Below are 22,691 nucleotides of genomic sequence, written 5' to 3'. Positions count from 1 at the left end.
CCGTGCGGTTACCCGGCGACTCGGGCGGAGTAAACGCACCGCAGACGGCGAGGTCGCCTTTTCGGCCGAGCATCGCCCGGAGTCAGGCGTTGTACGCCACCGCGGCGATATGCGTGGCGACCGCACGGGCGACGACCGCGGTGGCGGGGTCGTCGTCCGCTTCGTACCGGTCGGCGGCAGCGTCATAGCGCGCCCCGGCTATCGATCCATGGTCGGCGGCCACCTCGACGATCTCGACCGGCCACTCCAGCGCGCGCAGGCCTGCCGCGAAGTCGACGGCGGCTGATGCGGGCACCACATCGTCGCCCGCGCCGACAAGCAGGCTCAATGGCGTCCGCAAGCCGGTATCGGGGACAGCCCGCAGCACCGGACCACCGGAGATCGGATCATCCACCATGAACGCCCCGCCGAGGCAGACCGTGTGCGCGACAGCAACATCGAACTCTTGTGCACGGAGCGTCAACCCGGCCGCGGCAACACCGCCCAGCGACCAGCCGACGAGCACGAGATCGGCGCCGGCGCTGCGCGTGCGCGCAAATCGCGCCGAGTTCAGCAGGTCCGCACGCCCACCGTCGGCGGCGTGCGAATCCCAGTCCGGGGCGATCACCCCGACCCCGTGCTCGGCGACGGCTTCGGCGAGCACGCGGACCGCGGCCCGGGAATCTGTCTGCGTACCGTGCCACAGCAGCACGATGGGTCGCGACGGCTCTCCGAACAGATCGGCGGACCGCCCCGGCGCGTACTCGACAGTGTGCACAGTCACATCGAGTGCGGCGTGGGACTCTGCGCCGACTCCCACTTCGACTCCAGAGACCGCTTCACCGGCTCACCGGCGGCGATGGTGAGCTGGAATGTCTCGCCGTCGTCACCCTCGAAGGTGACCAGGAAACCGGATTCGCTCTCTTCCTTGTGGACCACTTTGTAGGCCAGCTCGCCGGCGCCACGATCGAGCGCGACCAGGTCGCCGGGGGCCACCGCGTCGATGCGACCGTCAACAGAAGATTCAGACATACCTGGGTCGGTAGCCACATCGGTGCCGCTGCAAACACGTCCCTGGTGAAGTGTGGGTCCCCATCGTGATGTATCGGGCGTACGGTCGTAGGTGCCGAGGGTGGAATGGTTGCTTCAGTACCCGGAGTTCAGGTGACGTGTCGGATGCAACCGTGAGGTTCAAAAACCAGCCTCGGCCTACGCGTCGCCGCTCCGCGGCACTCCGAAGGCGAGCACCGCGGCATCGTCCTCGACGCCGTCGCCCAGCGCGTCGAGCAGCCGCCGAATGGCGTCGACGACCTCGGAGGCACTGGCCGGCGCCTGCTCGCGGGCGAACCGCAGCAGCGCGCCATCGTCGTCGTAGCGTGCGGTGCCCGGGCCGACTCGCGCCTCGGTCAATCCGTCGGTGTAGAGCACCAGGGTGTCACCGGGCCCGAGATGCATTCGGCTGCTGAAGAAGTGCGGATCCTCGATCATGCCGACGGCCTGGCCGCCGATGGTGTCGGCGAAGTAGGCGCTCCCGTCCCCGCCGAGCAGCAGCGGGGGCGGGTGACCCGCGCTGGCGAGGTCGACGTCGAAACCGTCACCCCGCGCTGTGAGGTTTCCGTAGACCACGGTGCACAGCCGATGGCGTTCGATGCCCAACTGCTGGTGCAGCACCGCGTTGAGGTTGTGCAGCACCTGCTCGGGGGCGTCGTCGAACACCGCGGCCGAGCGCAGGACATAGCGGGTCAGCGTGGTGACGACGGCGGCGTCGACGCCCTTGCCCGCGACATCGCCGAGGAAGAAACCCCAGGTGTTCGGGGGCAGCGGGAACAGATCATAGAAGTCACCGCCCACATCGTCGGGTGAGGCGGTGTGGTAGTGGTCGGCGGCATCCAGACCCGGTGGCGGCGACAACAACGGCGGGTGCAGTGAGCGGCGCAGCGTGGCGGCGAACGCGCGCGCCCGCTCCTGCTCGGTCTCCGCGCGACGGCGCTGCTCCAGGAGTTCGCGTTCGTAGGCCCGGCGGTCCCCGGCATCGACCGCGGTGACGCGCCACAATTCGGGCGCTTCTGGGCTCGCCGCTTTGACATTGGCGGTCAGGAACATCGGGAGCCGCGCGCCGTCGGAGGTCAGCATGTCGACGGTGACACCTTCGAGCGTGCCCGTCATCCGCAGCAGCGGAACGAAGTGGGTTTCGTAGTGGATCTTTCCGCCGGTGGTCAGCAGATCTGAGAAGGACTTCTCGTGCAGCGCGCCCTTGGGGTAACGCAGCCGGTCGATGATGGTGGCGTTGGCGCTGACGATGCGACCGTCGGCAGTCAGGATCAGATGCCCGGACGGCGAATTGTCCCAGAAGTCCTCGAAATCGAGGCTGGTCATTGGGTGCCCGCGAACGCGGCGATGGCCGCCGCGGTGGCGTCCGGGTCACTCACGTGTGGGCAATGGCCCACCGCGTCGAGGGTGACCAATGTGCTGCCGGGGATCTGCTGCTGGACGAAGGTGCCGACGGTGCGCGGGGCGATGGCATCCTGTGTGCACTCCAGGACCAGCGTGGGCACCGGAACGTGCGGAAGATCAGATCGATTGTCGGACAAGAACGTTGTGCGGGCGAACACCCGGGCGCAGGCAGGGTCGGTCCGGCAGAACGTTTCCTCGAGCTCGGCGTGCAGGTCTGGGCGGTCCGGATTGCCCATGATCACTGGCGCCATCGCCCGCGACCAGCCCAGGTAGTTCGCGTCGATGGATTCCAGAAGTTCGTCGATATCGCTCTCGGAGAAGCCGCCGTGATAGTCGCCGTCGTCGATATAGCGCGGTGACGGCGTCACCATGACGAGTTTGGCGAAGCGGCTCGGGTCGGCGATGACCGCCAGGGCGCCGATCATCGCCGCCACCGAATGGCCGACGTACACCACGTCGTGCAGGTCGAGCTCGCGCACGATGTCCAGCACATCGGCCGCGTACCCGTGCAGCGTCGAGTATTTGTCCGCGTCCCACGCCGCGGGGTCGGCGCCACCGGCTCCCACGTGGTCCATCAGCATGATCCGGAAATCGGACCGGAGGCGTTCGACGATGGGCCGCCACAAGTTCTGGTCGCAGCCGAACCCATGGGCCAACAGCAGCAGGGGAGCGCCCTCGACGCCCACCATCTTGATGTTGTTCCTGGCCACCACACCCATGGTGAGCAGCATAGGACCAGCCGCTCACCCCGCCTGTTGGAACACCGTGACCGAGCGGCCCGCGACCTTGCGTGAGGCCCCCGCGGGGACGGTCTCGTCACCGGTACCGGCCGGCATCGCGGTATCGATGACGGTGTGCCAGGCCGGTCCGAACTCCTCGGGTGGCAGCGTGAACTCCAGGGGTTCGTGATGGCCGTTGAAGCACACGACGAACGAGTCGTCGGTGACCCGCTGGCCGCGGGCATCCAGATCCGGTATGCCGTTGCCGTTGAGGTAGACCGCGATCGACTTGCCGAACCCGGTGTCCCAATCCTCGTCGCTCATCTCCGAACCGTCGGGCCGGAACCAGGAGATGTCGGGCACGCCGGCGGATCCACGTTGGCGTACCGGCCGGCCGTTGAAGAACCGGCGCCTGCGGAAGACCGGGTGTTCGGCGCGCAGCGCCGAGACCAGGGCGGCGAAGTCCATCAACTCCTGGTCGGCGTTCGCCCAGTCGACCCAGGTGATCTCGTTGTCCTGGCAGTACCCGTTGTTGTTGCCGCCCTGGGTGCGGCCGAGTTCGTCACCGTGGCAGATCATCGGCACGCCCTGGGAGAGCAGCAGCGTGGTCAGGAAATTGCGCTCCTGCTGGGCGCGCAGGGCAGTGATCTCCGGATCGTCGGTGGGCCCTTCGACCCCGCAGTTCCACGACCTGTTGTGGCTCTCTCCGTCGTTGTTGTCCTCACCGTTGGCGTCATTGTGCTTCTCGTTGTAGGACACCAGGTCTCGCAACGTGAAGCCATCGTGGGCGATGACGAAGTTGATCGAGGCGACGGGGCGGCGTGCGCTCTGTTCGTAGAGGTCCGCCGAACCGGTGAGTCGGGATGCGAACTCGCCGAGGCTGCCTGCCTCACCGCGCCAGAAATCGCGCACCGTGTCGCGGTATTTGCCGTTCCATTCGGTCCACTGCGGTGGGAAGTTCCCCACCTGATATCCGCCGGGGCCGACGTCCCACGGCTCGGCGATGAGCTTCACCTGACTGACAGTCGGATCCTGTTGCACCAGTTCGAAGAACGTCGACAGCTTGTCGACATCGTAGAACTCGCGGGCCAGCGTCGATGCCAGGTCGAATCGGAAACCGTCGACGTGCATGTCGGTCACCCAGTACCGCAACGAATCCATGATGAGTTGCAGCGAATGCGGGTGTCCGACGTTGAGGCTGTTACCGGTTCCCGTGTAGTCCATGTAGTAACGGTTGTCGTCGTCGACAAGGCGGTAGTAGGCGGCGTTGTCGATCCCGCGCATCGACACCGTGGGGCCGAGATGGTTGCCCTCGGCGGTGTGGTTGTAGACCACATCCAGGATCACCTCGATACCGGCCTCGTGCAGGGTGCGCACCATCGCCTTGAACTCCTGCACCTGGCCGCCGGGGGTGCCGCTGCTGGAGTACTTCGCATCGGGGGCGAAGAACCCGATGGTGTTGTAACCCCAGTAGTTGGACAGGCCCTTGTCGATCAGCGTCGAGTCATTGGCGAAGTGGTGCACCGGCATCAGTTCGATGGCGGTGACACCGAGCGCCTTGAGGTGATCGACGATCGCCGGATGTCCGATCGCGGCGTAGGTGCCGCGCATCGCGTCGGGGATGTCCGGGTGTGTCTCGGTGAGGCCCTTGACATGCGCCTCGTAGATGAAGCTGTCGGCATACTCGCGCTGCGGCGGGCGGTCGATACCCCAGTCGAAGAACGGGCTGATCACCACAGACTTCGGCATGCTGGCCGCGGAGTCGTCATCGTTGCGGCTGTCGGGCTCCCCGAAGTTGTAGCCGAACAGCGACTGGTCCCACTGGAAGGTCCCGTCGATGGCCTTGGCGTAGGGGTCGAGCAGCAGTTTGTGGGGATTGCACCGATGACCGGCCGCAGGGTCGTGCGGGCCGTGCACCCGGTAGCCGTACCGCTGACCCGGTTCCACAGCCGGCAGGAAGCCGTGCCAGACGAAACCGTCCACCTCGGGCAACCGATATCTGGTCTCGGTACCGTCCTCGTCGAACAGGCAGAGTTCCACCCGTTCGGCGACCTCACTGAAGAGGGCGAAGTTGGTACCGGAACCGTCATAGGTCGCGCCGAGGGGGTAGGCCTTACCCGGCCACACCTCCTGCTCGGCCACCTGGCTGGTCGACGGTTTGGGAGATACCGACATGGACGTCCTCACTGCTCAACGGCGTACTTCAGACTGCGCGGCTCAGCGCTGAGCGACGGGAGTACTGGGTACCCCGCTTGTGTCGATCGTATTCTGCGAGGCCGGTCACGTCCTCGCGGGCCGCTCGTCTGCGGTCCCCGAATGGCCCGGATGGGGGTTCCCGGTGGGCGTTGGGCACAATCGGTGCATGGCAGAGCCGCTGATCATCGCCCTTCCGGACCGAACGCCGCGGTTGGCCGTCACCTCGTGGGTGGCGCCGAACGCGGCCGTGATCGGCAACGTCCTGCTCGGTGCGAACGCCAGCGTCTGGTACTCGGCGACATTGCGGGCGGAGTTCGAGCCGATCGAGGTGGGGCCGGGCTCCAACGTTCAGGACAGCGTCACCATCCACACGGATCCGGGCTTCCCCGTCAAGATCGGTGCGCGGGTCACGATCGGTCACAACGCGGTGCTGCACGGGTGCACGGTCGAGGACGACTGCCTGATCGGCATCGGCGCCGTCATCGGCAACGGCGCCGTCATCGGCGCCCAGTCGCTGATCGCCCCGGGCGCGGTGGTGCCGCAGCGGATGGTCATCCCGCCACGATCGATGGTGGCCGGTGTGCCGGCCAAGGTGCGCCGCGAGCTCAACGCGGAGGAGATCGAGGCCAACGTTGTGAATGCGTCCGCCTACGAGTACCTGTTGGGTGTGCACCGCGACGCGAACTCGTCCTGAACCGGCGCTAGGAGCGTGGGTCAGTAACACGCCTGGCGGGATGTCTGGTTGATGGTGGTGTATCAGCGATGATGGGGTATGCCTGATGATCTCGATCCGGATGGTTTGTTCGAGGTAGACCCTTCGGACAGGGTTGAACCGCATTCCGTGGCGTCAAAGGCGCCGGTGGATAAGACGTTTCGGGTGTTCGCCCCGGATCAGGACCTGTTGTTTCCGCCCTCGCTCGATGATTGGCTACCGGCTGAGCATCTGGCCCGGTTCGTCGCCGAGCTTGTTGATGAGCATCTGGACCTGTCCCGGATCCATGGCGTCTATACCGAGGTCCGTGGCGGGCCGCCGTATGACCCGCGGTTGATGGTGCGGATCCTGCTCTACGGCTACACCACCGGGGTCCGCTCCTCGCGCAAGCTGGAGGCGGCCTGTGTTGATGTGGTGGCATTTCGCTGGCTGGCCGCCGGATCGGCCCCGGATTACCGGGCGATCGCCCGGTTCCGTAAACGCCACCTCTCCGCGTTGGGGCACTTGTTCGTCCAAGCGTTGGCGTTATGCCAGGCCGCGGGCATGGTCAGCCTGGGCCGAGTCGCCCTCGACGGAACGAAAGTCCGGGCCAATGCCTCTAAACGTAAAGCGATGAGTTACGCCCGGATGACCGAGAAGGAAAAGGTCCTCGCCGGGGAGGTCTCGGCGTTGTTGGCTGAGGCCGAACGTATCGACACTGCCGAAGATAAGAAGTTCGGCAAGAACCGCCGCGGTGATGAACTACCCGAGGAACTACGGCGCCGTGAAACCCGGCTGGCGGCGATTCGGGAAGCCAAGGCCGCACTGGAAGCCGAAGCCGCCCAAGCGGCGCGTGAACACGCCGAGGCCAAAGCCCGCGAGCGCGGCGATGACGACGACACCGCCGCCGAGAAAGGGACCGCCGCCGCCGAGGAGGCGACACCGAAACCCAAGTCGCAACGCAACTTCACCGACCCTGAGTCGAAGATCATGCTCACCGGCGATGGGGCGTTCCACCAGTGCTATAACGCCCAGGCCGTGGTCGACTCCGACCATCAGGTGATCGTGGCCACCGAGTTGGGCACCAACGCCTCCGACGTCATGAACTTGATCTCGATGACCGAACAGACCCTCACCAACACCGGGCAGGTCCCCGGCCAGATGCTCGCCGATGCCGGCTACTGCTCCGCGGACAACCTCGATAAGGCAACGCAATTCACCGCCACCCACGGCACCGAGTTCTTCATCGCCACCGGCCGCCGCCGCCGCGACGAACCGACCCCGGCACCGCCGCGCGGGCGGATCCCCAACAACGCAACCGGCAAGCAGCGGATGGCCCGCAAGCTCACCACGAAGAAAGGCCACGCGGTCTATGCCCGCCGCAAAGCGATCGTCGAACCGGTGTTCGGTCAAATGTCGACCCTGCAGAACGCCAAAGCGCTACTGCTGCGCGGGTTGGACCAAGCCCGCGGGGAATGGCTACTTCTGGCTGCCTGCCACAACCTGCGAAAATTGCACGGCCACATCGGAATTACCGGACTCACCGCCCTGCCAGCCTAACGGGGCATCCGCTGGCCGCCCCAGTTGCCGACACACGACTCATCGGGGCACGTCTACACCGAACATCCACTCAGAACGCCGCAGACCCCGCAATACCATCTCTACCCAGACTCGACGCCACACACCCGCTCGAAGCCTTACCGACCCACGCTCCTAGGGGTGTGAGAACGCCGCGCGAGCACCGAGAGTCGCGCGGTCCTCGCCGCCTGGAGCCACCGCCTCCAGTCGCACCGCCACCCCGTTGAGCACCGACATGCCAGCAAGTGCCTCGAGGTCCTCGGGGCGGCTCGAGGTCAACTCGTTCACATTGACGCCGGGGTTGGCATTCGCCAACCGCCAGCCGCCGCCGCGGTGTCCCCAACCCTGGGGGATCGCGATGGTGCCGGGGCCGACCTCGTCGGTGATCGTCATCTCCAGTTCGATCGCTCCGGTCGCGGAGACCACCCGCGCGATGTCACCGTCGGTGATCCCGGCCGCCTCGGCGTCGGCGGCGTTGATCCGGGCGCGCTGCCGGCGGGTGCCCTTCATCAGGGTGGGGCTGTTGTGCATCCAGCTGTTCTGTGACCTCAACTCGCGAATGCCGATGGCCGACAAGGGAAATTGTGGACTCGTGCTGGGTGCGGTGCCGAGCCGGGCGACCTCGGTGACGATCTCGGCCGGGTCCAGGCACACCTTGCCGTCCCGGTGGACAACCACATCGCGCAGCACCCCGTGCGGCGCGTGTTCGGCCAGCACGATGCCGTGCGGATTGTCCTTGAGCTTCTGCGGATTCAGCCCACTCCGGCGCAGCCCGAACCGGTCCCCGTACGGCCCGATGCGCAGCAGCGTGTTCATCATCTTCTGCGGGGTGAGTCGCAGGCCTCGGCGTTCCAGCCAGCGCAGCACCGGGTTGAGTCGGACCAGCGGACCGGCGGCCAGCAGCGACACGTCCATCCGGGCGGCCAACTCCTCGAACACTTCCCATTCCGGTCGGGCCTGCCCGTACGGTTCCAGCACCGGCTCTGCGGCCTGCAGGAACACCGTCGGGCAGCAGCCGGCGAACGCCATCGGCATATCGTCGCGTTCCAGGAAGGTGGTGGCCGGCAGAATGTAGTCGGCGTGCCGATTGGTCTCGTTGACGTAGAGGTCCAGCGACACCAGCAGGTCCAGCTGTTGCAGCGCCGCGTCCAGGGCGGCGCTGTCGGGCACCGACAGCACCGGATTGCCGGCGAAGACGAACAGTGCGCGCAACTGGCCCGCGCCGGGCGTGGTGATCTCGTCGGCGATCAGCGCAGCCGGGAAGGAACCGAAAACATCGGGGAAGTCACCGATCCGGGACCGCTTGCTGTTGTAGCCGAACGCGCCCGATCGTTCGCCCATGTCCTCGACCGGAATCACCTGGTGTGACATCAGCGCCCCGCCGGGCCGGTCCATGTTCCCGGTCACCAGGTTGAGCGCGTCGATCAGGAAGCTGACCAGGGTGCCGTGATGCCCGAGGCAGGCGCCGGTGCGTCCATAGGCGACGGCCGTTCGGGCGGTGGCGAAGTCGTGGGCCAGCGCGCGTACGGTCGCTGCGGGGACCCCGGTGCGGATGGCGGTGTCCTCCGGTGGGAAGTCCGCGCACAGCGCACGCAGGGTGGCGGCACCGGTCGACTGCGCCGCCATGGCCGCTCCGTCCTCCAGGCCGTCGGCGAACACGACGTGCAGCAGCGAGAGCATCAGCCAGGAATCCGAATCCGGGCGCACCGCCACATGTTCGTAGGCGGCCGCGGTTTCGGTGCGGCGCGGATCGACCACGATGATGCGGCCGCCGCGTTTGACGATCGCCGACAGGTCGTCCCTGACCCGGGGCACCCGAAGCGCGCTGCCATGTGACACCAGTGGATTGGCGCCGAGCATGAACAGGAAATCGGTGCGCGGCAGATCGGGGAACGGGATCTGGGTGGCGGCCCCATAGAGCAGTTTGCTCGCCACGTAGCGGCTGTTGATGTCCTGGGATCCGGCCGAGTACAGATGCCCGGCGCCGATCCGTTTCATGAACAGGCCCGACCACAGGCTCGCGGCGTACCCGAACGCCGACGGGTTGCCCAGGTACTCACCGACCGAGTCGCCGCCGTGGGTGTCGAGCACCCCCTGCAGCCTGCGCGCGATGTCGGCGAGCGCGTCATCCCAGCCGACCTCGGTGAAGCTGCCATCGGATTCCCGGCGCAACGGGTTGAGCACCCGGTCGGGGTCGTTCTGCACATCGGTGAACGCGATGCCCTTCGGGCATGCCCGGCCCTGGGATAGCGGATGGTCCTTGTCGGGGCGCAGCGACTGGAGGCGGCCGTCCTCGACGGTGGCGATCAGCCCGCACAGCGGCTCACAGATCCGGCAGTAGGTCACCTTCTGCTCGACACTCACGGGGCCTCCTCGATCACTGTGGTGCCGGTCACCGTAAGTCGGATGAGAGCCTGCGGGCAAGGATTTGCATAGTGCAAAACGCGCAGGTATCAGCGGCCGTGGAGGCGCGCGGTGATGGCGCCCGCCGCGGCGCTGACGCTCGCCCCGAGGTCCCGCAGCTCTCGGCCGGTTCTGGGCTCGGCCATCGTCAGCACCGACAGCGCGGCGACCGGATTGCCCCCGGGGTCGAAGCAGGCCGCGCTGACCGACAGCGGCGCGTAGACCGCGGCGTCGTCGATGTCCCCGAGCATCAGCTCCGGTGTCATGACCGGCCGCTGTCCACCGATCATGCGTGCGGCCCGGCGGGAGCCGTGCACCTCCCCGATCGCAAAATCCGTCAGCTCGCGCATCTCGGCCTGCGACGCCGGTGACAACTCGACCGAGAATCGGCGTTCCCGGATGGTCCGCAGGATCTGCCAGGTGCGCCCCGGGTCGTCGGGTCCCGGCTCGACGCGGCGCAGCCACGTGTCGACGGTGTACTGGCCGGCCCACGCCGCCAGCACCGCGCCGAGCGGCGGCCCGAACTCGATGTGATCGCCGGCCTGCAATGGGAGATGCCCGCTGTCTTTGCCGTCCGGATATGTCAGGTCGGCGATCACCAGATCGTCGGAGGACGGGATGAACAGGCAGGCGGGCACACCGGTTTCAGTACTCACGCGTTGCATCTCGGGGCGGGCGTAGGTGGCGATCTGCAGGGACGCCTGCGCCGAGGCGCCGACGGAGATGAGACGCGGCCCGAGCCGGTAGGTCTTGTGCACGCGGTCCTTGACCAGCCAGCCCACCCGGGTGAGCTCGGTGAGCATCGGATGGCAGGTGGCGGCGTCGAGATTGACCAGGCGGGCCAGCTCGGTGAGCTGGTACTCCCGATGCGGGTCCGCCGCCAGATACTCGACCATCTCGACGAGACGCTCGGTTTGCGGAGATCTGCGGGCCATTTGGCCCGATCCTAATCACCGTGATGCTCTGATCCGGTCCAGCCATGTTCACCAACGGCGTGATCGGGGGCCGGGGCGCGCGGTTGCCGAGGACGCGCGGTTCTGCAGGCTGTCACCGTCGCTGAGCCCGCACCCTCAAAGTGTCACCGATGTCCTGATGCAGAACTGTCACCGATGTCTTGAGACATGACACTTGCACCATGCAATGGCGCGGCGTACGATCGAACATAAGTTCGAATGCGACGTTGCTCCCATCTCCGCTCGGTGAGCACAGACCGCGACTTCGGTCGCCGCGAGGTTCGATGGCCCCCTGGGGGCTGTGCGGATCGTAGTGCCTGATCGTGTCCCCTGTTGGTGGGCACCTTCTGTGAAAGTCGGTATCCCTATGGACGCCACCCATCTCGACGCGTTTGTTGATGCGCTGATCGATGACCTCACCCCGGTGCCTGCGCGGGATGAGGATCGCACGTTGTTTCATCTGCTGGACTGCCCGCGGCGGGTGATCGATGAACACCGGTTGCTGGCGGTGCTGGCGGGCGCGGTGGCCGCGCGGAATCTGCTGGATCATGTGATTTCCGAGGCGGTCGCGGCCGCCGAACGGGCCGGGATCCCCGCACGTAAACACCTGGGCTCCGGCGCCGATCTGCTCACCGCGCTGGGTGTGGCGCCCGGTGCCGCGCAGCGCGCGGTACGGGTGGGGCGGGCCGCGCACACCTTGCCCGCGTTGACCCACCAGCAGCGCCTGGGTGGGGTCGGTATCGAGTTCGCCGACGCCGTTGGCAAGGGCGTCGCCCACATCCACAACCGGGTGCCGTTGTGCGACGAGGACCGGGCCGAGGTCGTGACGAAGCTGATGATCGAGACCACCCCGGCAGCAGTGCAGAAGAAGGCACGGGCGATCGCCATCGCCACAGCCAAGACCCGGCCGGTCGACGACGGGGCGGTGCCGGTGGCGGAGAACCCCGACCTCAACGACATGGCCGTGGTGCAGGGCGAGGACGGGCGGGTCAGTGCCGGACTGGATCTCGACATACTCACCGGGGAAGAACTGTTGGCCGCGTTGGATCCGTTGTGCCGGCCGGTACCGTTGCCGGATGGATCACCGGATCCCCGGCCGACTGGGCGGCGCCGCGCCGACGCGTTCGGACAGATCATCCGCGACTATCTTTCGGGCCAACGGCGACCCACATCAGGGGGTGTCCTTCCGCATGTCACCCTCATCCGCTCCGCCGCATCAGTGGGGTCCGCAGCGGGGGCCGAGGGGTCTGTGGATTCACTGGGGTTCACCGGCCCGGTCAGCGCCAGCACCGCGGACCTGATTGCCTGCGACAGCACCTTGACCACGGTGCTCGTCGACCATTCGGGCATACCGCTGGACCTCGGGCGCGCCGAGCGACTGTTCACCCCGGCGCTGCGCAAAGCCCTGGGTATCCGCGATCGGGGCTGCGCATTCCCCGGCTGCGGACGACCCGGTTCCTGGTGCGACGCCCACCACATCACCCCGTGGAGCAGCGGTGGGCACACCAGCATCGACAACGGGGTGCTGCTGTGCCGACTGCACCACACCGCCATCCACCACGGCGGCTGGCAGGTCTACCTCGGCCCCGACCGCCACCCCTGGTTCATCCAACCCCATGACCCGGCCGGCCCCGAACCGGCACGCCTGAGATCCCACGCCCGACGCACCATGACCGACCTCTCGGCAGCCGCATAACCCCAACTCTCGGCACCTTGAAAACTACACAGAGAAATCGCCGCCGCGGGAAGCCGCTGGATATTTCGGTACGCACTGCCGCGGACCGAAATATCCAGCGGGCGAAGCGGAATCACTCTTCCCGCGGTTCCTTCCGCGACGCGCGGAGTGAACCGGCATGCGCCTTGGCCGAGGGGTCCTTGCGAGTCTTGGCCAGGCTGGCGACGGTGACGATCACCAGGATGCCGATGATCACGACGAGGCTCAGATAGGTGTTGATCTCGGGGATGCGCGCATCGATGTCGACATGCCCCCAGTGCAGGATGAGCTTCGCGCCGATGAAGGCCAGGATGATCGACAGCCCGGTCGACAGGTAGACCAGCCGGTCCAGCAGGCCCTTCACGAGGAAGAACAGCGCACGCAACCCGAGGAGCGCGAAAGCGTTTGCGGTGAAGACGATGTAGGGCTCGCTGGTGACGCCGAAGACCGCGGGGATCGAATCGAGTGCGAACAGCAGATCCACGCTGCCGATCGCGATGAGGACCGCCAGCAGCGGGGTCGCCATCCGCCGGCCCTCCCGGCGGGTCAGCAGCTTGCCGCCGTCGTAGTCATCGCTGATGGGCAGGATCTTGCGGGTCGCCCGGATCATGATGTTGTTCTCGACATCGGGATCCTCGTTGCGGTGCCGGAAGAGCTGGACCGCGGTGTAGATCAGCAGCAGACCGAAGATCAGGAACATGAAGGAGAACAGGGACAGCAGAGTCGCACCGAGTGCGATGAAGATCGCCCGCATGATGAGCGCGAGGATGATGCCGAAGGTCAGCACCTTGTGCTGGTGCTCCTCGGGTACCGCGAAGGTCGTCATGATGATGACGAACACGAACAGGTTGTCGACCGACAGACTCTTCTCGACGATGTACCCCGCGAAGTACTGCGTGCCGAAGTCCCCGCCGTGGGCCATCGTGAACCACACCCCGAAGCCGACGGCCACCAGGATGTAGAACACCGACCACGCGGTGGCCTCGCGGAAGCCGACGCGGTGCGGCCGGACCGCCGCCAGGATGAGGTCGACAGCCAGCAGTCCGACGATCACGCCGATCGTCACACCCCATGTCACGCCGCTGATCTCGAGCATGCACACATCACCTTTCGGGTCAGAGGGTCACGGGCGGGAAGCGCTGCTCGCCGCCCTGCGCCCAACTTTAACGACGCGAAAAGTTCGCTCTGCTAAACAACTATCTGCCCCGGTCAGGAGACCGCCATCCACACCCCGAGCGCCACCATCACCACCGCGATGATCCCGTCCAGGACGCGCCAGGTGGACGGATTCGCGAACAGCCCGGCGAGCTTGCGCGCGCCGAGGCCCAGTCCGGTGAACCACAGGGCGCTCGCCGCGACCGCACCGGCGCCGAAAAGCCAACGCTGCTCTTGATGTTCGTTGGCCAGGGACCCGAGCAGGATGACGGTGTCGAGGTACACATGCGGGTTCAGCCAAGTGAGCGCCGCAGCGGTGAGCAGCACCTCGGCCAGGCGCGCGGGGGTCTCTTCGGAAGGGTTCAGCGCGCTCGGCCGAAGTGCCCGCCGCGCGGCCAGCAGTCCGTAGCCGATCAGGAAGGCGGCGCCGCCGATCTTGGCGACCGTCACCGCGGTCGGGTGCGCGGTTATCAGTGCGCCGACGCCGGCGATCCCGGCGGCGATCAGGATCAGGTCCGACACCGTGCACAGCGCGATCACCGGCACCACATGCTCGCCGCGGATGCCCTGGCGCAGCACGAAGGCGTTCTGTGCGCCGATCGCAGCGATCAATGCCATGGTGGTCAGGAATCCGATGAAGACAGGTGAAGCCATGGTGCTGACGGTAGGGCGCGTCCAGGCCGAAGTATAGCTAATGATTCTTACAGTAGATTAGCAATGCTAATGCGCGGGTGGATCGGTCTCCGGTAGTTCCGGCAGGTAGACGATGCGATGCTGGTGTCCGCCGTTCTTGCGCGCTGTGTCGGCGGCCTCGCCGGCGATCTTCAGCAGCGCGGCGGTGACGTCGGTGGGCGCCATCGCAGACAGCGGGCCCAGCGGTGTGACGACCGCCCCCACACTTGCCGTGAGCTCGCGCGCCGTGGCCGGTACGCCGGCATTGATCCGTTCGCACAGCGGGTCGGGGTCGCGGGAGTTGAAGATGTCGGCCAGCACGAATTCGGAGTCGGCGGTGTGGGCCAGCACGGTGTCCCGGCGTGCGCTGTCCCGCAACATCTGCGCGATCAGCACCCGCAGCTGCCGGGCGCGGCCCTCGCCGGCGAGATCGGCGACGGCGCCGAAACTGTCCAGGTCCACGACGACGATCACCAGGTAGCGGTCATCGGTACGGCCGCGCGCGGCAATGGTGATGGCCACGCCGTCGTCGAAACCCTCGCGGCTCAGCAGTCCGGTGATCGGCTCGATGGCGCCGGTGAACATGTCCGCATCGATGAGACCGATCAGGGCGCGCACCACGAAGGTCATGAACACGAGGCTCAATGCGATCGTGAGGCTCAGACCGAGGGCGACCGCCGGGTCGGTGCGGCCGAGCCAGTACCCGGTGACGCCGATGACGGTGCCGCCCGCGGCGAGGACGTAGGCGACGAACGTCCCGGTATGGAACACGGTGGCGTAGGTTGCGACGGCGCAGAACAGCGCCGCACCCATCAGCCCGAGCAGCGGGTGCGGCATCAACAGACAGGTGGCCACGCCCAGCGCCGTCCCGAGGATCACGCAGGCTGACGACTGGCGTTTGGTCGGCCAGACGCCGCGTATCCACAGTAATCCGAGCAGGGCGCTGGTGAGGCTGATGGCCACCCCGGCAGCTCGCAGCGGCCACTGCGAGGAGTTGGTGGAACCGAAGATGACGAGCGCCGGCGCCAAACCCCCGATCATCATCCAGGCGGCGATGAATCGGGAGGTCGCGACGCGGGCGCCGCGCGCGTCGAGGCGCGAGGTCATCCAGTGGTAGTGGTCGGGATGGCGGGGGTCCTGCCAACTGGGTGCCGTCACGAGGACGGCCGAGATGAACCTGGCACAGAAACGAGTACCGCCCCCTCCGAGCTCAACCCCACCGAGCGCAGCCTAATCCAGCACCGAATGTCCGGACATGAAACGAAGTGTACGAGTCGGCCGCAGCCGTCCCGATCAGTCCCGGCGTGGCAGCGGGCTGTCCACGGGCGGCTGGCCGCTGCGCTCCGGCCGTCCGGATCCTGGCCGCTGATTGACAATTCACGGTTACCGCGCGGCAAGAACGGGCACCACTGAGGAATCAGGTTCGGTGACCTGCGTCACACGGCGTGGGCTCGGTGCGGGGGAGCGGCCATGACCACAGAACACACGGCAAAGAAGACCGACGTCGACGGTGCCCTGATGGGGGGATCCACCTACCGCAGCCTCGGAGAACAGCGGCTCAGCCCGGGCGAGGAGCGCTTCGAGAAGGGGCGGCGCACGGTCGGGCTGTTCCTCGCGCCGGTGGTGGCCATCGTCTTCCTCGTGCTGCCCATGGGCATCCCGCCCCAGCAGCAGACACTGGCGGGGGTACTGCTGGGCGTCATCGTGCTCTGGGTGACCGAGGCCATCCCCATCCCGATCGGCGGACTGCTGGGCGTCGCCGTCATCGTCTTCCTGGGCGTCGCGCCGGCCGACGATGTGCTCGGGCCGTTCGGTTCATCCACGGTCTTCACCTTCATCGGTGCGTTCATCCTGGCCCAGGCGATGCTGAAGCACGGACTGGCTCGTCGGTTTGCCTTCCGGATCCTCGCGCTTCCCCGGGTGGGGCAGTCCACCACCGGTGTGATCATCGCGTTCGGCGCCATCACCTGTCTGCTGTCGGCGTTCGTGTCCAACACCGCGACGGTCGCGATGCTGCTGCCCACCGCGATCGGGATCCTCGGCGTCATCGCGAAAATCCTTCAGGTGCAAGGGAAAGTCGCGGACGACTTCGACCCGCTGCGGCTGAAGGTCGGCGCCGCGCTGATGCTCATGCTCGCCTACTCGGCCAGCGTCGGTGGGCTCCTGACCCCCGTCGGAAGTCCGCCCAACCTGATCGGTCGCGGACTCATCGAAGAGGCCACCGGCGAGAAGATCAGTTTCGGGCAGTGGATGGTCTTGGCCGCACCCATCTGCCTGGCGATGTTCCTGGTGTTGGCGATCGTGTTGATCTCGCTGAACAAGCCCGAGCTCAAACGGATCGAGGGGGTGTCGGAGTACATCGCCGAACAACGCGCCGAGATGGGGAATCTGACCCGGGCCGAGAAGAACACGTTGGTCGCGTTCGGTGTGACGGTGTCGCTGTGGATCCTGCCCGGTGTCTTCGCGCTGGTCTTCGGCAACGATTCCGACGTGTACACCGCCGTCAGCGACCGCCTGGACGAGGGAACGGTCGCGGTGTTCGGTGCGGCGCTGCTCTTCCTGCTCCCCACCGACTGGCAGCAGCGCGAGTTCACCCTGCGGTGGAAGGATGCCGCGGCCATCGACTGGGGCACGATCGTGTTGTTCGGCACCGGCATCATCTTCGGATCGCTGCTGGCCGACACCGGACTTGCCGAGACCATCGGTAATTCGGTGGCCGAGTCGCTGGGGCTGACGAGCGTCGTGGCCATCACGATCTTCGCGGTGCTGCTGGCCATCGTGGTCTCCGAGACGACCAGCAACACCGCCTCCGCGGCGGTCGTGGTGCCGATCATCATCCCGATCGCGGTCGCCGCCGGCGTCAACCCCTTCGTGCCCGCGCTGGCCGCCACCTTCGCGGCGTCCTTCGGGTTCATGCTGCCGGTCTCCACCCCGCAGAACGCGATTGTCTACGGGTCCGGAGCGGTGCCCATCACGACGATGATCCGGTCCGGGGTGACCTTCGACATCGCCGGAGCGATCCTCATCGTGCTGCTCCTGCCGGCGATGGTCGCGGTGCTGGGGCTGGGCGCATGAGCGCGCAGCGCATCGCGGTCATCCCGGGCGACGGCATCGGCGTGGAGGTGGTCGACGCTGCCCGCTCCGTGCTGGACGCGGTCTGCGCGCGGCACGGGATCAGCTTGGAATACCGCATGTTCGACTGGTCCTGTCAACGGTTCGAGCGCGAGGGCACGATGATGCCCGACGACGGTATCGAGACACTGCGCGAGTTCGATGCGATCTTCCTGGGCGCGGTCGGCTGGGCCGGGGTGCCCGACCACGTCTCACTGTGGGGCTTGCTGATCCCCATCCGGCGAGCCTTCCGGCAGTACGTCAACCTGCGGCCGATCAAGGTCTTCACCGGTGTCCGGAGCCCGCTGCGGGACGCCGAGGACGTCGACTTCGTCGTCGTCCGGGAAAACGTCGAGGGGGAGTACAGCGAGGTCGGTGGCCGGCTGAACCGCGGATTCCCCGACGAATTGGCCGTCCAGGAATCGGTGTTCACCCGGGTCGGGGTCAGCCGGATCGCGGACTTCGCGTTCGACCTCGCCATGTCGCGCCGCAAGTACGTCACGTCGGCGACGAAATCGAACGGCATCGTGCACACCCTGCCGTTCTGGGACGAGGTCGTCGCCGAGCGCGCGGCGCACTACCCCGAGGTGCGCCTGGACAGTGAGCACATCGACGCCCTGGCAGCGAAGTTCGTGTTGCAGCCACAGCGCTTCGATGTGGTCGTCGCATCGAACCTGTTCGGCGACATCCTCTCCGACCTGGCCGCTGCCGTGGCCGGGTCGATCGGCATTGCGCCCTCGGCCAACCTGGATCCGACCAAGCAGAACCCGTCGATGTTCGAGCCCGTACACGGATCCGCGCCGGACATCGCCGGACGGGGTATCGCCAATCCCATCGGTGCGGTCTGGTCGGCGGCGTTGATGCTCGACCATCTCGGCCACCCCGGCGCGGCCGAGGATGTGATGACCGCCGTGACCGCCACCCTCGCCGACCCGGACACCCGCACCGCCGATCTCGGGGGTACGGCATCGACAGCCGAGGTGACCGCGGCGCTCATCGCCGCGCTGCCGTGAGTTGCCCTACTTGAGCATGCTCCCGGCGTCCACGGTCACGGGAAGGCCTGTCACGTAGCGAGATTCATCGGATGCCAGGAACAGCACGGCATTGCTGATATCGACGGGCTCGACCCAGCCGACCGGCAGGACGTGCATGAACTGCGCCGCGACGGCGAGATCGGCGGGACCCGGGTTCTCCAGGTCCGGGCGGAACAGCTTCATCGTTCCTTCGTTCATGAACATGGGCGTGTTCACGTTGGTGGGACAGACGGCGTTGACGCGGATGGAGTGCTGGCCGAGTTCCACGGCGAAGGTACGCATGAGGCCGATGACACCGTGCTTGGCGGCAATGTAGTGCCCGGTGTGGGGGTATGCCTTGAGGCCGCCCACCGAGCTGGTCAGCACGATCGAGCCACCGTGTCCGCCGGAGATCAGATGCGGGACAGCGGCTTTGACCGACTTCCACACCCCGGAGAGGTTGACGCCGATCATATCGTCCCAGTCGGCTTCGCTGGTCTTGTCCAGCGTCTGCCCGCCGTTGCCGATGCCGGCGTTGGCAACGATGATGTCGAGGCGGCCCAACTGTTCCACTCCGCTGTCCACCGCCGCCTGCAGGGCATCGAAGTCGCGGACGTCGACCTGGGCGGTGACGATCCGGCGATTCAGGCCCTTCACCAGGTCGGCGGTCTGAGCCAGATCGTCGGGGGTCGATGGTGCGATCTGGCTGTCGGCGCTGATCGGGCCGCAGACATCCACCGCGATGATGTCGGCGCCTTCCTCGGCCAGTCGCACCGCGTGACTGCGTCCCTGCCCGCGTGCGGCGCCGGTGATGAAGGCGACTTTGCCCTCGACTCGACCTGTACCCATGTGGCCACCTCGATTCTGTTCGGCCGATCGATCAATTTTGTCGATCGATCAGGAAGACTGGCATCGATCTGGAAGGGTGTCAACCGGCGCCCGATGGGCATCGATTCAAGCGTTGACCGACCGTTGTGCGCCGTGATAAGCATGGCGCACTGAGTTGACTGATCGATCGATCAAGGACGGTGGATCCCGGTGTTGCGAGGTGTCAGGACGTGACCGTGCGGAAACAACTGTGGGTCGACCCGCGGCTGTGTGAGGGGCATGCGCTCTGCCTCGAATCGGCTCCCGAGGTCTTCGATCTGTCCGACGACGATGTCGCCGAATGCGTCCGACAGCCCACCGACGAACTGTGGGAGCAGGCCACCGCGGCCATCGACGCCTGCCCACGCGGGGCGATCAGCCTCATCGACGACCCGAAAGGACAACCCGTCCCATGACCGATCTCGCAACCGTCAACTTCTTCGCCGACCCGGACGTCAGCCAGAACCCCTACGAATATTGGGATTATCTGCGTGAGCAAGGCCCGGTGACCCGCGAGCCGCACTTCGGTGTCTACGCGGTGACGGGCTATCAGGAAGTGATGGCGGCGTTCAAGGACCACGAATCGTTCTCGGCGGTCAATGCCATCGGCGGGCCGTTCCCGCCGCTACCGTTCACACCCGAGGGTGACGACATCAGTGAACAGATCGAGGCGCACCGGCACCTGTTTCCGATCTATGAGCACATGGTGGTCATGGACCCGCCGGCTCACGAGAAGGCGCGCTCGCTGCTGAGCAAGCTGCTCACGCCCCGGCGGCTCAAAGAGAACGAAGAGTACATGTGGAAGTTGGTGGACAGCTCCATCGACGCCATCATCGACAAGGGTCGGTGCGAGTTCCTCACCGAGTACGCCAAGCCGTTCGCCACGTCGGCGATCATCGACCTGCTCGGGGTGCCCGCCGAGGACCGTCCCGAGTTCCTGGCCGCGCTCGGCGCCGAACGCCCCGAAGGTAATCGGGTGGGCGCGCTCGACGGCGAGCCGGTCGGTCTGGACCCGCTGCAATACCTCGACGACAAGTTCGTCGGGTACCTCGCCGAACGCCGCCGGGCGCCGCAGGATGACGTGCTGTCGGGAATGGCCACCGCGGTCTACCCGGACGGGTCGACACCGGAACTGATCGAGGTGGCCAAACCGGCGACGTTCCTGTTCGCCGCCGGCCAGGAGACCGTGACCAAGCTGCTCAGCGCCGCGGTGCAGACCCTCGGCGACCGGCCGGAGTACCAGAAGATGCTTCGTGAGAACCCGGGGGGAATCCCGACGTTCATCGAGGAAGCGCTGCGGATGCATTCCCCGACCAAGATCGACTTCCGGCTCGTCCGCCGAACCACCACGCTCGGTGGTGTGCACCTGCCTGCCGGCACCATCGTCATGCTCTGCCTGGGCGCGGCCAACCGGGACCCCCGGAAGTTCGAAGACCCGCACGAGTTCCGGCCCGACCGCAAGAACGTGCGTGAGCACATCGCGTTCGGCCGGGGAATCCACACCTGCGCCGGCGCCCCGCTGGCTCGGGTGGAGGGCCAGATCACCGTGCGCCGAATGTTGGACCGCATGAGCGACATCCGCATCGACGAGTCGGTGCACGGACCGGCGGACCGGCGCGACTACACCTACGAACCCACCTTCCTGCTACGCGGACTGACGCAGTTGCGCATCGAATACACGGCGTCGGCCTGACGAGCACGCCGCATACCAGGAGAGGGCCACGGATGACGTTGCAGGCAGTGCTCGACGAGCTACGCGAGCGACCGGGCTCGGGGGATCTGATCCCTGTGATCGACCCGGCCACCGAGGAGCAGATCGCCGAGTTCACCGATGGAGGCGCCGCGGCCGTGGACGACGCCGTCGCACGGGCCCGGGCGTCATTCGAAGCGGAAGTGTGGCGGGGCAAGCCGGGAAACGAGCGTGCCAAGGTGATGTGGCGGATCGCGGACCTGATCGACGAGCACGCCGAGGACCTCGCGCAGATCGACTCGCTCAACACCGGCATGCCCTACAACCAGGCTCACATGATCATGGCCACGAGTGCCGACATCTTCCGGTATTACGCCGGATGGTGCACCAAGATCAACGGGATAGCGCACGATATCCAGATGACCGGTGGTATCACCGGCGCCCACTCGACGATGCACGGCTACACCCTCAAGGAACCCTACGGCGTCGTCGGGCTCATATTTCCCTGGAACGGACCGGTTTTCAACGCATGCACCAAACTGGCTCCCGCCCTGGCGGCCGGGTGCAGCAGCGTGGTCAAACCGGCCGAGGAGACGCCGCTGTCGGCACTGCTGCTGATGCGAATCCTCGGTGCGGCGGGAGTGCCCGACGGTGTGGTGAACCTGGTGACGGGTTACGGGCACACCGCCGGTGCGGCACTGACCGAGCACCCCGACGTCGAGAAGATCGCCTTCACCGGATCGACCGAGATCGGCAAGTGCATCGTCGCCGCGTCGACGGGCAACCTCAAGCGCGTCACCTTGGAACTGGGCGGCAAATCGCCGGTACTCATCTATGACGACGCCGATTTGAACATGGCGATCACCATGGCGGCGATGGGAATTTTCATTCACTCCGGGCAGGGGTGTATCTCGGGCTCCCGCGTCTTCGTGCAACGGGGTGTGTACGAACAGGTGGTGGAAGGGATTGCCGGCATAGCGAATTCGCTGCAGCTCGGCGGACCCAAGGACGAGAATGCGCTCATCGGCCCCCTGATCAGTGGCAAGCAGCTCAATCGGGTCATGGGATATATCGACGAGGGCAAGCGGGACGGTGTCGAGATCGTCACGGGCGGTCACCGGTTGGACCGACGGGGATACTTCGTGCACCCCACCGTCCTGGCCGGCGTTGATCCGCAGATGCGGCTATATCAGGAAGAGATCTTCGGGCCCGTCGTCACCGTCCTGCCGTTCGACGATGACGACGAGGCAGTGGCGCTGGCCAACAACTCCGACTACGGGCTGGCCGCGACCGTGTGGACACGGGAGATCGGCCGTGCCCATCGGCTGGCAAAGAGGTTGCAGTCCGGAACGGTGTCACTCAATTGCCAGATGGTCTTCGATCCTGCCATGCCCTTCGGCGGGTACAAGCAGTCCGGGTGGGGTTATGAATGGGGCCGGGAAGGGATCGAGAGCTATCTGCACACCAAAGCCGTCTACACCCAGTTGTAGTGCGCT

At 66.5% G+C, this 22,691-nt stretch carries 19 protein-coding genes; 8 read left to right on the top strand and 11 right to left on the bottom strand.

Features of this window, described 5'->3' with window-relative positions; all coding sequences use genetic code 11:
* Positions 1–82: 82 nt before the first annotated feature.
* The 5 genes from EXE63_RS12730 to glgX form a co-directional block, all read right to left on the bottom strand.
* Complete coding sequence (locus EXE63_RS12730) at positions 83–757, bottom strand: alpha/beta hydrolase family protein (RefSeq protein WP_168145553.1); 675 nt, start codon at positions 755–757, stop codon at positions 83–85.
* A gap of 2 nt (positions 758–759) precedes the next feature.
* A complete protein-coding gene (locus EXE63_RS12725; RefSeq protein ID WP_168142268.1) occupies positions 760–1,011 on the bottom strand; it encodes a Hint domain-containing protein in 252 nt (83 codons plus the stop codon).
* Positions 1,012–1,188: 177 nt separating this feature from the next.
* The gene (locus EXE63_RS12720) at positions 1,189–2,355 is read right to left on the bottom strand and encodes a PP2C family protein-serine/threonine phosphatase (RefSeq protein ID WP_168142267.1); all 1,167 of its coding nucleotides are present in this window, start codon (positions 2,353–2,355) and stop codon (positions 1,189–1,191) included.
* A complete protein-coding gene (locus EXE63_RS12715; protein WP_168145552.1) occupies positions 2,352–3,152 on the bottom strand; it encodes an alpha/beta fold hydrolase in 801 nt (266 codons plus the stop codon). The genes EXE63_RS12720 and EXE63_RS12715 overlap by 4 nt, the downstream gene beginning before the upstream one ends.
* A gap of 24 nt (positions 3,153–3,176) precedes the next feature.
* Positions 3,177–5,327 carry a glycogen debranching protein GlgX gene (glgX, locus tag EXE63_RS12710; protein WP_168142266.1) on the bottom strand — a complete coding sequence of 717 codons (2,151 nt, stop codon included), beginning with the start codon at positions 5,325–5,327 and terminating at the stop codon, positions 3,177–3,179.
* A gap of 187 nt (positions 5,328–5,514) precedes the next feature.
* On the opposite strand from glgX, the gene EXE63_RS12705 reads away from it, so the two are divergent.
* Together EXE63_RS12705 and EXE63_RS12700 are read left to right on the top strand one after the other, a co-directional pair.
* On the top strand, positions 5,515–6,042 hold the full coding sequence (locus EXE63_RS12705) for a gamma carbonic anhydrase family protein (RefSeq protein ID WP_168142265.1): 528 nt from the start codon (positions 5,515–5,517) through the stop codon (positions 6,040–6,042).
* Between the two features lie 165 nt (positions 6,043–6,207).
* The gene (locus tag EXE63_RS12700) at positions 6,208–7,599 is read left to right on the top strand and encodes an IS1182 family transposase (protein ID WP_436277479.1); all 1,392 of its coding nucleotides are present in this window, start codon (positions 6,208–6,210) and stop codon (positions 7,597–7,599) included.
* A 153-nt stretch (positions 7,600–7,752) separates the two neighbouring features.
* On the opposite strand, the gene EXE63_RS12695 is transcribed toward EXE63_RS12700, so the two are convergent.
* Positions 7,753–9,981 (bottom strand): molybdopterin-dependent oxidoreductase, encoded by a 2,229-nt coding sequence (locus tag EXE63_RS12695; protein WP_168142264.1) that lies wholly within the window; start codon positions 9,979–9,981, stop codon positions 7,753–7,755.
* An 89-nt stretch (positions 9,982–10,070) separates the two neighbouring features.
* On the bottom strand, positions 10,071–10,955 hold the full coding sequence (locus EXE63_RS12690; RefSeq protein ID WP_168142263.1) for a helix-turn-helix domain-containing protein: 885 nt from the start codon (positions 10,953–10,955) through the stop codon (positions 10,071–10,073).
* A 385-nt stretch (positions 10,956–11,340) separates the two neighbouring features.
* Here EXE63_RS12690 and EXE63_RS12685 point away from each other — a divergent pair, with 385 nt between their 5' ends.
* Positions 11,341–12,669, top strand: coding sequence for an HNH endonuclease signature motif containing protein (locus EXE63_RS12685; RefSeq protein WP_168142262.1), 1,329 nt, complete (start codon positions 11,341–11,343; stop codon positions 12,667–12,669).
* Between the two features lie 112 nt (positions 12,670–12,781).
* Here EXE63_RS12685 and EXE63_RS12680 read toward each other — a convergent pair whose 3' ends face one another.
* From EXE63_RS12680 to EXE63_RS12670, 3 genes are all read right to left on the bottom strand, one after another.
* The gene (locus tag EXE63_RS12680; protein ID WP_168142261.1) at positions 12,782–13,783 is read right to left on the bottom strand and encodes a TerC family protein; all 1,002 of its coding nucleotides are present in this window, start codon (positions 13,781–13,783) and stop codon (positions 12,782–12,784) included.
* A 113-nt stretch (positions 13,784–13,896) separates the two neighbouring features.
* Positions 13,897–14,496: an L-lysine exporter gene (lysE, locus tag EXE63_RS12675; protein ID WP_168142260.1), complete on the bottom strand. Its 600-nt coding sequence runs from the start codon at positions 14,494–14,496 to the stop codon at positions 13,897–13,899.
* 66 nt (positions 14,497–14,562) lie between these two features.
* Positions 14,563–15,672 carry a diguanylate cyclase domain-containing protein gene (locus EXE63_RS12670; protein WP_168142259.1) on the bottom strand — a complete coding sequence of 370 codons (1,110 nt, stop codon included), beginning with the start codon at positions 15,670–15,672 and terminating at the stop codon, positions 14,563–14,565.
* Between the two features lie 312 nt (positions 15,673–15,984).
* Here EXE63_RS12670 and EXE63_RS12665 point away from each other — a divergent pair, with 312 nt between their 5' ends.
* Together EXE63_RS12665 and EXE63_RS12660 are read left to right on the top strand one after the other, a co-directional pair.
* Positions 15,985–17,589: an SLC13 family permease gene (locus EXE63_RS12665; RefSeq protein ID WP_168142258.1), complete on the top strand. Its 1,605-nt coding sequence runs from the start codon at positions 15,985–15,987 to the stop codon at positions 17,587–17,589.
* Entirely contained in the window at positions 17,586–18,638 is a 1,053-nt protein-coding gene (locus EXE63_RS12660; RefSeq protein ID WP_168142257.1) for a tartrate dehydrogenase, read from the top strand. The genes EXE63_RS12665 and EXE63_RS12660 overlap by 4 nt, the downstream gene beginning before the upstream one ends.
* A 6-nt stretch (positions 18,639–18,644) precedes the next feature.
* On the opposite strand, the gene EXE63_RS12655 is transcribed toward EXE63_RS12660, so the two are convergent.
* On the bottom strand, positions 18,645–19,487 hold the full coding sequence (locus tag EXE63_RS12655) for a mycofactocin-coupled SDR family oxidoreductase (RefSeq protein WP_168142256.1): 843 nt from the start codon (positions 19,485–19,487) through the stop codon (positions 18,645–18,647).
* Between the two features lie 209 nt (positions 19,488–19,696).
* Between EXE63_RS12655 and EXE63_RS12650 the strand changes: the two genes are divergently transcribed.
* From EXE63_RS12650 to EXE63_RS12640, 3 genes are read left to right on the top strand one after another with little or no spacing between them, the layout of a single operon-like run.
* The gene (locus EXE63_RS12650; protein ID WP_210000482.1) at positions 19,697–19,921 is read left to right on the top strand and encodes a ferredoxin; all 225 of its coding nucleotides are present in this window, start codon (positions 19,697–19,699) and stop codon (positions 19,919–19,921) included.
* A complete protein-coding gene (locus tag EXE63_RS12645) occupies positions 19,918–21,198 on the top strand; it encodes a cytochrome P450 (protein WP_168142255.1) in 1,281 nt (426 codons plus the stop codon). The genes EXE63_RS12650 and EXE63_RS12645 overlap by 4 nt, the downstream gene beginning before the upstream one ends.
* Before the next feature lie 32 nt (positions 21,199–21,230).
* Positions 21,231–22,685, top strand: coding sequence for an aldehyde dehydrogenase family protein (locus EXE63_RS12640; protein WP_168142254.1), 1,455 nt, complete (start codon positions 21,231–21,233; stop codon positions 22,683–22,685).
* Positions 22,686–22,691 lie beyond the last annotated feature (6 nt).

The sequence above is a fragment of the Mycolicibacterium frederiksbergense genome, from assembly GCF_012223425.1.
GTDB classification, from domain to species: Bacteria; Actinomycetota; Actinomycetes; order Mycobacteriales; family Mycobacteriaceae; genus Mycobacterium; species Mycobacterium frederiksbergense.
The sequence above is the reverse complement of the archived record's forward strand: the minus strand, read 5'-3'. Positions and strand labels throughout refer to the sequence as shown.